10 protein-coding genes are annotated in these 12,267 nt (G+C 42.4%); 5 read left to right on the forward strand and 5 right to left on the reverse strand.

Annotation, left to right across the window (positions count from 1 at the left end; translation table 11 throughout):
• Window positions 1–32 precede the first annotated feature (32 nt).
• Window positions 33–698 carry a hypothetical protein gene (locus WAE64_RS22500; protein ID WP_340240069.1) on the reverse strand — a complete coding sequence of 222 codons (666 nt, stop codon included), beginning with the start codon at window positions 696–698 and terminating at the stop codon, window positions 33–35.
• A gap of 257 nt (window positions 699–955) precedes the next feature.
• Window positions 956–1,393: a hypothetical protein gene (locus WAE64_RS22505; RefSeq protein ID WP_340240071.1), complete on the reverse strand. Its 438-nt coding sequence runs from the start codon at window positions 1,391–1,393 to the stop codon at window positions 956–958.
• 310 nt (window positions 1,394–1,703) lie between these two features.
• Here WAE64_RS22505 and WAE64_RS22510 point away from each other — a divergent pair, with 310 nt between their 5' ends.
• From WAE64_RS22510 to WAE64_RS22525, 4 genes are all read left to right on the forward strand, one after another.
• Window positions 1,704–3,092 (forward strand): phage portal protein, encoded by a 1,389-nt coding sequence (locus WAE64_RS22510; protein ID WP_340240073.1) that lies wholly within the window; start codon window positions 1,704–1,706, stop codon window positions 3,090–3,092.
• Window positions 3,093–3,330: 238 nt separating this feature from the next.
• A complete protein-coding gene (locus tag WAE64_RS22515) occupies window positions 3,331–4,698 on the forward strand; it encodes an OmpA family protein (protein WP_340240074.1) in 1,368 nt (455 codons plus the stop codon).
• 23 nt (window positions 4,699–4,721) lie between these two features.
• The gene (locus WAE64_RS22520; protein WP_340240076.1) at window positions 4,722–5,582 is read left to right on the forward strand and encodes a YfaP family protein; all 861 of its coding nucleotides are present in this window, start codon (window positions 4,722–4,724) and stop codon (window positions 5,580–5,582) included.
• Between the two features lie 170 nt (window positions 5,583–5,752).
• A complete protein-coding gene (locus tag WAE64_RS22525) occupies window positions 5,753–6,028 on the forward strand; it encodes a hypothetical protein (protein WP_340240078.1) in 276 nt (91 codons plus the stop codon).
• Between the two features lie 63 nt (window positions 6,029–6,091).
• Here WAE64_RS22525 and WAE64_RS22530 read toward each other — a convergent pair whose 3' ends face one another.
• The 3 genes from WAE64_RS22530 to WAE64_RS22540 all read right to left on the reverse strand — a co-directional run bounded on the left by WAE64_RS22530 (window position 6,092) and on the right by WAE64_RS22540 (window position 11,047).
• Window positions 6,092–7,624 (reverse strand): NHL repeat-containing protein, encoded by a 1,533-nt coding sequence (locus tag WAE64_RS22530; protein ID WP_340240080.1) that lies wholly within the window; start codon window positions 7,622–7,624, stop codon window positions 6,092–6,094.
• A gap of 446 nt (window positions 7,625–8,070) precedes the next feature.
• Window positions 8,071–8,403, reverse strand: a complete 333-nt coding sequence (locus WAE64_RS22535) for a hypothetical protein (protein ID WP_340240082.1) — start codon at window positions 8,401–8,403, stop codon at window positions 8,071–8,073.
• 214 nt (window positions 8,404–8,617) lie between these two features.
• Complete coding sequence (locus WAE64_RS22540; RefSeq protein ID WP_340240084.1) at window positions 8,618–11,047, reverse strand: TonB-dependent receptor; 2,430 nt, start codon at window positions 11,045–11,047, stop codon at window positions 8,618–8,620.
• Window positions 11,048–11,465: 418 nt separating this feature from the next.
• Here WAE64_RS22540 and WAE64_RS22545 point away from each other — a divergent pair, with 418 nt between their 5' ends.
• Window positions 11,466–12,263, forward strand: coding sequence for an SDR family NAD(P)-dependent oxidoreductase (locus WAE64_RS22545; protein ID WP_340240086.1), 798 nt, complete (start codon window positions 11,466–11,468; stop codon window positions 12,261–12,263).
• The last annotated feature ends 4 nt before the right edge of the window (window positions 12,264–12,267 follow it).

Below are 12,267 nucleotides of genomic sequence, written 5' to 3' on the forward strand. Positions count from 1 at the left end.
CAGGTGTGTTTGATGCAGGTAACGGCAAGGTTCTAGTTGTCTTCCAGAATAAACTCGCCTTTTACAAGCCATGATGTACCAAAAGCCCACAACGCAACCCATTCGCCGATAAACATAATTGTGAAAGGCAAACCTAATGCTTTGGTAAGGGCTCTATCGAGCAGCTCATCAAGGCCTATCAGAATAATACTTGCCAGCATTATATAACCGCAGGTACGGTAAACCCTGTTTCGCTTTTGTTTTTCGGGCGTAGGCTCATGGTCTTTTTCGGTTTGTGGAAACTGAAATAACGAGAAATAAGTGATAACCAGAAAGAACGAAACCGCACAGATATTGTGCAGAACCGGAAACTGATAAAAGCCGTATTCGCCACAGTTTATCTCTTTGGCCGAAGTAGGCAGAAAAGCTACGCCTAAAGCAAAAAAACAAGCCAGATTGGCCGCTATGTCGTCGGTTTTATCGTAGCCTCTGTAAGTAAACAAGAACAAGGCAATAACGCAGATAACCCCAACAAATACATCTCGCACAATGCTATGGTAGTAGTCGCTGACGGCCCCTAATATAAAATCACAATGGCTGAACAACATAGTGCCCAGCACTAAGGCAGGCGGCAGAAGAATACCCAGAAAGCCGATACTACGGCGTACCCATAAAAGCGGAATCAATTGGCTCTGACCCTTTCTTTCTTTTGTTGACATAATAGGTATAGTTTAAAGGTAAGCCTGAATTTGAGAAGATTAAGGCTGAGTATCAAGTATTTTTTATTTAAGGGTACTTTTAATTTCGGAGTAGATAGGCCTGGGGCTTATATGTATTTAGCTGCGAAAAGCAAATGCAAAAAGTAAGCTGACAGGCTCTTTGAATACCAATGAGTTGGAATTAAATTTGAAGATGTGGGCAGAAAAGGGTACGTTGAAGGCAGGGAGGTAGTGATTTTAGACTTTTGATAGCCTGACTACTTCACCTTAAAATAATAATAAGTAGCAGGCATGGCCGACGAGCCTACAAAATTATAGTTGCTTACTTGTATGCTGCCGTCGGAAATCAGTTTGAAATCTCTGCTGGTTTTGTCTCGGTAAGAAACTGTCAGTTCTTTTCTTTTGCAATTTGCATTGGTAGTATCCCATATTTTTGTTGAAACAGTACTATCTTGTTCGAGTACAGTTTCTTCCGTATAACCTTTTCCGCCAGACGTGGGCAAGGTACTTAGGTAATCAATACGTAGGTATTGTGGTTTATCGAAGGTATTGATAGTTGAATTGGCGGTAACAATTTTTTCTAGTTGCCATTTACCAATTAGGTCGGTGGAAACTGGCTCAACACAATCTTTACAGTTCTGAAAAGTAAGCAAAGTTGCTAAAAGGAGTAGACTGATGGCGATTTTGGTTTTCATGAGTTTAGTATGTTCTGGTTATATTGAAGAAGGAGATGTTTTTTAAAAACGAATTTTGTAGAGGTGTATTGCAGTACGACTCTTATCGGCAAATAGATTTTTTGTTTAAGGATACGTTTATTATTGTTCGGCTATATGGTCTCTCTAATGAAATTATCCGTCGAAGTTTCAGGCATTCTCTAAACAGCATTCAATAATTATACTACCAACACAACAAGCTCCACCACAAAATATTTTCAAATATTATCTGTAATTCGTGCTTATAATGTAAGTATAAATTATTATATTTGTTGGATATAAACACACAATAATGAAAGTATTTGAAATAACAGAGACTGATGACATTGAGGCATCGATTAAATTCTTCAAAGATGCCATTGAACAACCAAGAATCGACGAACTGAAAGCGCAGTATCAGGTGGCTCAACACCCTGTTTTTGATTTGCGGAAACGTCCCGACAGAAAAGTACTGAAAGAAGATGGCAGCTTTGAACGCTGGGATTCGGTGAACAGGCTTGGCTTGCCGATTCAGAAAAAAATAGTAGGGGCGTCGGTAGCCTTTTTATTCGGGAATCCCGTAAAACTTATGTGCCAGACACAGAGCCCCGCCGAAACCGAGGCACTTGATTTGATACGTAAAGTAATGCTGGGCAATAAGATTGACAGCTTCAACCGCCGCATTGCCCGTGATTTGTTCAGGGCTACGAGCGTGGCCGAGGTTTGGTTTGTTACAGGCGAAAGCAAGGGCCCCAAACACAGCGACTATGGTTTTGAAACGCCCTACCGCATAAAGGTAATGAAACTAAGCCCCTGGGAGGGCGACGAGCTGTATCCGTGTTTTGATAAATATGGCGATATGGCGGCTTTTTGCCGTGGGTATAGCCTCTTTGTTGATGCCAAAGAAGTACCTTATTTTGAGGTTTACACCGACGAAGAGTATAAACTCTTTGAGAAAACCGACGATGGCTGGCAGGAGCGAGAATCGACTGTGAATAGTATCGGGAAAATTCCGGTGGTTTTTGCGAGCGAAGAGCAGTCAGACTGGGCCGATGTGCAAACGGCTATCGAGCGCCTGGAGCACCTGTTGAGTAATTTTGCCGATACAAACGATTATCATGGCAACCCCAAGATTTTTATTGAAGGCGAGATTGAGGGCTTCGTGAAAAAAGGCGAATCGGGGGCTATTATACAGGGCGAAAAAGGCTCAAAGGCTTCGTATTTGAGTTGGGACCACGCCCCCGAATCTATCAAGCTCGAAATCGAAACGCTTTTCAAGGTTATCTATTCGTTTACACAAACGCCTGACATTTCGTTCGATACTCTGAAAGACCTCAAACAGGGCATTTCGGGCGTGGCACTCGAAATGTTATTCATGGATGCCCACCTGAAAGTACACGAGAAACGAGAGATTTTTGATGAGTATCTGCAACGACGCATCAATATCGTGAAGGCTTATATAGGCTGGCTAAAACCAGAGTTGAAAGCCACGCTGGGGGCAATGGCGGTACAGTCGGAGATTATGCCCTTTATGATAAACGATATAGGCAGCGTTATCAGAAATATGCAGAGTGCGAGTGGGGGCAAGGCGATATTATCGCAGAAAACGGCTATCGAAAAAGCGGGAATGGTAATAAACGCCGAGGCCGAATTGAAGCAGATACGGGCCGAAGAAGAGCTGAAAATAACGAGTAAGTTATAGATTCTTAAACAGTTTGGCCACGTGTGGTGGCATTTTAGGTTTAGATTGTAGAAAAGGCAAATACGATGTGTTTGCTTTTTTTGTTTTTAGGGCTATGCTACAAATATCTGATATAATTTTTGGAAGGAATGTAACCTAATGCTGGTCAGAGAGAATGAACGGTAAGTTAAATTACAGCAGGCAGAAAACCTGCAAATATTGTATTTGGAGTAATACTAATTTTTTAAAACCTGACTAAATGATAAAACCTATCTCTAAACTCATGGTGTATCTGGTTTTGCTGCTGTGTGCCTGCACCACAGTAATTGCACAAGACATTGTTCTTTCGAAAGACAGTGTAGAAACCAGATGTAAAGTTAACTCAATGAGTAGTACGCTCATAAAATTTACACGAACCGACAATGGTTTGCAGGATTCGGTAGAAACGGCCAGTCTCAGGTCGGTTACAATCTCAGATTCAACGTATGTGGTGTATCCGCTTGCTTTTGCAAACGAGGTAAATCTTTTAAGCATGAGCGAGTTTCAGCAGGCATTGGCAATGAAAGATTATGCACTGCTGTTACATGCAAAAGTTATATTGGCTGATGCCGTTTTTCTGACGGGCAGAACCGACTTGCCGCCAAGCTCCCGAACAAAACTTTTGCCTTTTACAAACTTACTCAAAGCCCAGAAAGGGCTTAAATACGCCATTTATGTGCATACCGACTCTATCGGGAAAGCCTATAATAATCTCATGATTTCGCAGAAAAGGGCAAATAGTTTGCGTATTTTCTTTGTCAATAATGGCATAAAAGCCGATAACATTATAGTAGAAGGTAAGGGCGAAACAGAGCCTTCGGCGGAAACCAATGTGAGCGACCGCCGGGTTGAGGTTCAGGTAACAAGCGTTGAAAAACTTCAGATTCTGTATGCCGAAAAATACATACCACCTGTTGTTACGCCTACTCCGGTAGTAGAAGAAAAGAAAGCTGAAACGCCTGTTGAGGCAATCAGTGTGCTCCAGAATCTGGAAAAAGCAGAGTATAAGCCCGTGAAACGTGCAGCTAAAAAGCCAATCAGCTTTGTGCTTTCGGCCGATGGATTATATGCCATAAATTCCCTGTCGGGCGATTGGTCGAGCAAAGATGGCATAGGTATTCTGCAAGGTTTTGGCGCAGAGCTTATGTTTTCGTATTACCCTAAAAAATGGCTGGGGCTAACCATTCAAGGCGGTATGAGCCAATGGAAAGTGCTGCGTAGATACATGACCGACAACAACGAGGTTGTGTACACCACACGGTCGACGGTTCAGCGGATTCCGTTAAGAATAGGTACGAGGGTCTTTTTAGGAAAGACTTTCTATATTCATCCGCAGGGGGGTATGCAGATGCTGAATTTAACTATACAAAATTCAGACACGCATCCGCAAAGTAATGCTACCGAAAAATCAAATGCCTTTAAACCTATTGTAGGTGGTGCTTTGGGTATTGAAAAGAAAATAGGCAAAACCGCCATTTTAGATATAGGGCTGCAGTATTTTATGACACCTAACGAAGACTTTAGCGGTGTAAGAGAAGACCTGCATTATGGCGGTATAAAATTGGGTATCGGCTTTAAAAACGATTAATCTTTCATCAAAAAAATATAATAATGAAAAGACTACTATTTATCTGTTTATCATCTCTTTTTCTGTTTGCCGGTTGTGAGCGTAAAATAGATATAGTTGCGCTACCAGCCAGCATAAACCCGGCAGACGTTAATCTTCTGAGCAAATATTTAACAATGCCTTTTGGTACCAAGTTGTTGAATGGCTTAATGCCCACCACAAGCACAGGCACAAACGTGCCAGTAATTGCCAATTTCGGAAACACTTCTGTTACAACAAGTAACGGGGGCACTACGGCCATTACAGTTAGTATTACTAATCCGGGCGGTGGGATTCAGGGCTATTATGTGCAATTAGAAGGCTCTGATATATACTTTCAGGTACCTTACACGGCATCAACTGATAATCCTAATATTATCAATATTCCGATTGGTATTCCAACCATGACCGAAAATGGGTCGTTTTGTGTCATTATAAGTGTTTATGATAACAATAACCGTATTAGTAGGGTTGTACGCCAATGTGTTGATGTATTAAAGCTAGGCTCGGGTTCTTTGCAAGTTAACCTTACCTGGAACACCAATTATACCGATATAGATTTGCACGTATTAGACCCTAGCGGTACTGAAATATACTACGGCAATCCGTATTCTTATACCGGAGGAGAATTAGACAGAGATGATGTGAATGGCTTTGGGCCTGAAAATATTTTCTGGCTTGGTACAGCACCTGACGGCCAATATAAGGTCTGGATTGAGTATTATGATGGCTACACACCAACTACCAGCTATGTTACAATCAACGTGCCGGGCAGAAGTAAATCTTTTCAGGCTACGATGTCAAGAACAGGAGACCGTAGAGATATAGTAACCATTACGAAAAGAGGAGATACTTATAGTTTTTAGCCACAACGAGGTTCTAAACCTAGTTGCCGACCGTGAGGCTGTTTCAAAAGAAAATAACTCAGTATAGGGTATTTCTTTTGAGGCAGCCTTTTTGGGTTAGTAAGCAGCAACTGAAACTTAACTTGCTGGTACACTTTTTTTGTGTTGTTTGCTATAAAACACACAACAACATGAAAACAATAGAACTATTAGCATTATCGCCGGGATTGATGTATAGCTTCCGATTCCTTAATTTATTTATGAACCCGGGTGATGGTACTTCTTATAATGGTGGCGATATAGCCAACGAAGAAATATTAGAAGACGAAAATCTGGAAGATGAAGAGCTGCCAGCCGAAGCTCCAACGCCATCGCAAGACGCACTAAGCTACGTAGCCGACGACCAGAAAACCCCGCCCGAAGTAGAAGAAAGCAACTTTGAACCCAATAATATTGATGAGAAGTAAGTGGGTTTGGCAATAGCTTCTGCTTTCTATTGAAAGCAGAAGCTAAATGCTGCCTGGCTATTACTACTGTAACCTTGCCACAAAGATGTCAGATGAGCCTTTTGATACTAAACCGACACCACCAAAATTGCTTGTCTCGTTAAAAAAGCCGGAGACATAAATGTTTCCGGAATTATCAATACTTATATCCATAGGCTCTTCAAAGCCTGGGCTTCCTGCCGTTTGTATCCATTGAAACCTTCCATTCGTATTGTATTTAACCACAAAAATATCGTGTTCGCCCAAACCTGTTTTGGAAATATTACCAAAACTAATAGTCCCTCCAAAAGCTCCTGTAACGTAGACACTGCCGGCGTTATCAACAGCTATACCTTTAACAAAATCGCCCTCACCTCCTCCGAAAGTTTGTACATCCAGAAACGAGCCATTGTTATCATATTTAACAATAAATACATCAGGGCCACCATTGGTGGTTTTATTGATAGTCCCGAAAGAAGCATTATTTTGAAAAAAACCGGTAACATATACATTTCCGGCAGCATCTAAGGCAATGCCTTCTGCATTGTCAGGATAGGATCCGCCTGCTGTCTGCACCCATTGTATGGCGCCGCTGGCATTGTATTTGGCTACAAACATATCTGTTTCGCCTTTCCTTACTACACTTAAGCCGCCAAATGTTTCTGTATAATAAAGATGCCCGGTAACATATACATTTCCGGCAGCATCGGTCGCCAGTTTAGTTCCCATATCCTGCCCTGTTCCGCCTGCTGATTGCAGCCATTGCAAACTACCATCAGTGCCAAACTTTGCCAGCATCATATCAAAAGAGCCCAACGATGTGCGGCTGGTGGTTTCAATCGTAATTGTATTCATAAAACCTCCCGTTATGTACACGTTTCCGCTATTATCAAGCGCCAGGCTAGGGAAAAATACAAAATGCTCAATGGTTTTTACCCACTGAAAAACCCCGTTGGTATTGTATTTAACTATAAATATATCGTTTCCTACAGCAGTTTTTGTAGTACTACCAAATGTGGCTGTGCCACCATAAGTACCAGTAACAAGCACATTGCCCGATGCATCTACTTTAACAGCGAAGGCTTCTGAAGGCCCCGTGCTTGCAAGCGTTTGTACCCATTGCAATACGCCGTTGTTATTGTATTTAGCCACAAAAGCATCCCTTTCGGCAGGTGCAATTTTGCTTGTATTACCAAAAGCTACGGTATCGGCATAGTTTCCGGCAACATACACGTTTCCGCTAGCATCTACTGCTACCGAAGAACGGTAATCTCCGCCCTTGCCCCCTATCTGGGCAATAGCCGTGATATTAGGCGAAGGAGAAGGCTCATAGGGTGATTGATACGAACATACCCATTTGCTGCCATTATACACACGTAGGCAGGCAAAGGTGAGGTCGTAGGCTATGTCGCCTTTCTGAGGGTTTGGCAAAGCTACAATAGCATCATAGCTGAGGCGTGGGTGGGTGCTTGCAGGTGTAATGCCGTTGGGAGTAACAGTAACGTGCTGCGCAAACAGTTGAAAATTTATGCCAAGCAAAAGCAGGCATACTAAAAATTTAGTAGTTATTTTTTTCATAAGCTAGGTGATTAGAACAAACATTTACAAAAATATAAAAATATTTTTGATTGAAGTATATACGTAAGTTATTGATAATGAGATAAATATATTTTTTTAGGAAAATTAAAAATTGAATTACAATATTTTGACTAGAGAAAATACAGTATTCAAAGATTTGGAAGATGGCAAAGTAAGTAAGACCAATTATTTACTTTTTGGTAATTGGGAAGTTGGAGGAAGTATTCTGAAAAAACAATAAAAAAAGGCTGTCTCAAAAGAAAACTACACAAAATATTATTTGGCAAGGCTTCAACCCCACACCCCAACCCCTCTCCCCAACTGTGGGGAGAGGGGCTTTTTTGTCCCCTCCCCACAGTTGGGGAGGGTTAGGGTGGGGTTTTTCCCAAATATTATTTGGTATAGAAAACTTTTGAGACAGCCTCTTTAATCTATATAAAACATAATTAATATCTCTGAAAAAGCCAGCTTTTCGAACGGGGCTTTTGGTGCTGCATGGCAAACAATGCTTCTACCAAACGCTTGGTGGTTTGTGCTTGATACGTTGGTTTCCAGCGGCGGCCTGTATAAACCCTGTGGCACGAAAAAGTGAGGTCATAAACAACATCGCCTCTGCTGGGGTTTTGTATGGCCTCAATGGCGCTGTGGCTCATACGAGGGTAATTACTTGTGGGCGGCGTAGTAACACCGCTTGATGCGATGGTTTTCTGGGCATTGAGCTCAAAATAAACTGTAGCGATAAGTAATACTGCTGTAAAGGTAAAAAAGGTTTTTTTCATAATTTTGAACTATTAAATAATAGGCAAATTTAACTCTGAAAAATTGTTATAATACGTTTTTATGTATAGAACGTAAAAAACATGTAATGAATTGTTGTACCCTTGCAGGTTTTTAATAGGCTAATTTACAAGCAATTATAAAAAAAAGCAATGTTTTTGCATCGGTTTTTAGTCGATACAAAAACATTGCGACCACAAATCAGTTAACTGAAGTTTATTTTCTGAGGCGTTCCCGCTCTTCGTCGTCGCTGTTGCGGTTGATGCTGCGGGTATTTTTGCCGAAACTTCGTGAATAAGTCAATTTCACAACTCTGAAACGGGCCGACTCGTCTCTGAAATGCGACTCACTTCTGATATGAAAAGCAATGGGTGTCATGCTACCAATGTGCGTAAAATAAGAGGCGGTCTGAAACAAATCTGGCAAGGCTAACTGAAAAGTCCCTTTGTCGTTTTTCAGTTTCTTGGCTATTCCCAGATTCACCATACCAAAGCCATTCAGGCGATTAGCCCCATCAAAAAAAGGAAAGTTCTGCCAACCCGATAATTCAATTTCGAAGTTTTTTGGCAAGCTAAAGCTCTGCGTAAAACTCAGGTTTTGGAAAAGATAAGTTTTTTCGGCCGGATTGATGCTGTAAGATATTTTGTATCGGCGCAGTGCCGTGTTGCTGCCCAAAGTGAGTTTCCACCATGAAGCAAGCTGAATAGGCGCACTAAGAAACAGGTTGATGCTTTTCTGATAATCAAGGTTCTGCGGCGATTGCATACCAATATCATTCTGCGGATTGGCCGTTATCTGATAGCGCAGAATCGGGTGTAAATCGTACTGAAACGATAGCCCTACGCTATAACCTTTTTTGTTAAACTCGGCTTTCAAAACATCAGTAATGGTAGGTTTCAGTAGTGGATTGCCTGTAAAAACAAAGGTGGCATCAGTATAAAACAGATTCGAGATTAAATCGGTATAAGCGGGCCGACTGATTCGTCGGTTATAACTCAGGTTTATGCTCGACTGGCTGTTTGGGCTAAAACTATAAACCACCGACGGAAACAATTGGGCTATCGTGAAGGCATCTTTCACCGTATTTATGTTACGCTGCCAATACTCGTAGCGCAAGCCCGCCTGCAAATTTGCCTTCGGATTCAGCAGAAAACGAAACTGTGTATAAGCTGCCCATATTTGCTCGCTACCATAAATATTGCTTTGGGTGCGAGGGTCAGGCTCCCATGCATCGCTTACTTTGCGCTCTACGTTGCTATCGTTGGCGTTTTTGGTGTAGCTGCCCTTTATACCAGCCTCGGCATGAACTTTAGCACTAATTTGCAAGGCATAATCGGCCTTGAAAACACCTACATGAATGGTCGAGTGGCTTTGCCCTCGGTTACCATAATTAAATATCGGGTTGGTGGGTGGTATCTCGTTTCTCTCTTTGTCGAAGTAGCGATAGCTGACAAGATTGGGGCTATCGTTGGTATAAGCCAGATAACTCAAATCAAAATTGAGCTGTGATTTAGCCGAAAGTTTATGATTCAGATACACCGACGAGATAAGGTTTGTTCGGCGGTTAGTGCCATCAGAATAACCCCGTGAGCCTAAAAAACTACCATCAGGCATGATGCGGTCGCCAAGAATTTCAACCAGATTATGCGTTTTACCTGCCGCCAGCGAAAACTCTCCACCAAAAGAAGTACGGGGCGTAGGTCGAAACTCGGCTAGTAGATTGAGGTTATGTACCTGCTGAATGCGCTCGGTTAGTCCGCCAAAATCGGTACTATTGAAACCGCCAAGAAAAGGAAAAATTGCCGTGCCGTGACCCAGATAACCCGAGTAGTCGTGGTTATGACCGAAAGAATACGAGGCATTGAGATTAGCTTTTTTGAAACCATGCGAAACGCCCACCGAAGTAAGGGCTTTTTCACGATAACCATAACCAACCGTGGCCGAGAGGTTGAAGCGTGTGCCCTCGTTTTCGTTCTTTTTGAAAACAATATTGATAATACCCGCCCCACCATCGGCATCGTATTGGGCGGTAGGTGCGGTAATAAGTTCTATTTTTTCGATATTATCGGCAACGGTGCTTTCGAGCAGATTCATCAATTCTTCCATAGACATTGGTACCCGTCGGCCATTAAACAGAATTGTTACCCCGTTTTGTCCGTTCAGGCTAAACTGACTATTGCGTCGGTCGGTGATTACGCCGGGCAGTCGTTCAAGCACTTGCAGGGCGCTGCTGCCCTTGGTCATAAGGCTGCTTTGCACATTAATTACCTTGCCCGTTGGCGTGTTTTGTATTAGGTCTTTTCGGGCCGCTACCGTTACTTCGCCAAGTGCATTGCTCTCTTCCACAAGTCGAATAAGCGGCAGTTGTATTGCCATATTGCTAAAAGCAAGAACCCCCGATTGATGGCTTTGAAAACCAATGCTACTAATGCGTAGAAAAAAACTACCTGTTTGGGCAGGGCTTAGTCGAAAATCTCCGTTTTCGTCGGTACTTGTGCCCATAACAATGCTAGAATCTTGTGCCGATAGCAGCACAACGTTGGCAAAAGGTACGGCTTCGTCTTTTGAACCTGTTACCTTACCACTTATTTGCCCCAAAGCGGTAAGCGAACAAAATGTTGTCAGTAATAGCAATAGCGTTTTCATAATGTCTTGAATTTTCATTCAAGTTACGCCGCTGCTAAAAGCGGTTTTGAAGGAATTGATGAAGTGTGGGTGGTGGTTGATGAAGTGTAGGGGAAATGTGATTTGTGATGTTAGAAAATCGTTTTTAGTAGAGCCGTATTGCAATACGGCTCCTATCGTAGAATCTGTTTTTTACCTGATAATTGAGAGAAATTAGAAAAAAAAACAATATTTTTTGCTCAAATTTAATTCGAAAAATTAGATAGTCCTCTGAGCCGTATAGCAATCGCGCGGCGAACCGTACGGCTCTACAAAAAAACTTACAATTCCCCTTCCTCCCCACCAAAAACTCATTTTGGATACAACACACAGGGGTTTGGATACTTTTATGTGGCTTTGGTGTCAGACCTTTGCAGTACAATAAAAACAAACCAAAAATATGAAAGTTACATTGCTTACAGGGGCTTCAAGCGGTATTGGTGAGGCTTGGGCTGATAGATTAGCTGCCGAAAAACATAACCTTGTGTTGGTAGCTCGCTCCGAAAATAAACTGAAACAACTATGCGCAACGTTTAGCCAGAAATACGGCGTTTCGGCGCAATATATTGTGGCTGATTTGAGCCAGCCAAATGCCGATTTGCATATATTTGAAGAAACCGAAAAACGAAAACTAACGGTAGATTGTTTAATAAACAATGCAGGCATAGGCACAGCCGGCGATTTTGTACAGCTTGACCTAGCCAGCGAACAAGCCATGTTGTACCTCAATATTACGGCTTTGGTGTCGCTTACGCACCGTTATCTGAGCCAGATGCGTGAGCGCAACAGCGGTACGGTAGTAAATGTGGCCTCGATGGCGGCTTTTATCCCTGCGCCATTTATGGCAGCTTATGCGGCCAGCAAGGCATTTGTAAAATCGTTTACCGAGGCATTGGCCGAAGAAAATCGTCCGTTCAATATCCGTATTATGTTGCTGTGCCCGGGCGCAACCGAGACCAGGTTTTTTGAAACTGCCAAGATTAACGAGACCGAGAAAAAAGCCTTACTCGGCCAAACCACTATACAAACCCCCGACATGGTAGCCGACGAAGCCATGCGTGGCATGAAAGGCAGCAAAACGGTGGTGGTGTCGGGCTTTGGCAATAGAACAATGGCAAAATTAACCGCCTTAGTGCCTAATAGCCTTGCTGCCAGATTTATAGCCAAGGGTGCACGTGCAACATTACAGAAAGTATAAGTTT

The organism is Emticicia soli (assembly GCF_037860775.1).
GTDB classification, from domain to species: Bacteria; Bacteroidota; Bacteroidia; order Cytophagales; family Spirosomataceae; genus Emticicia; species Emticicia soli.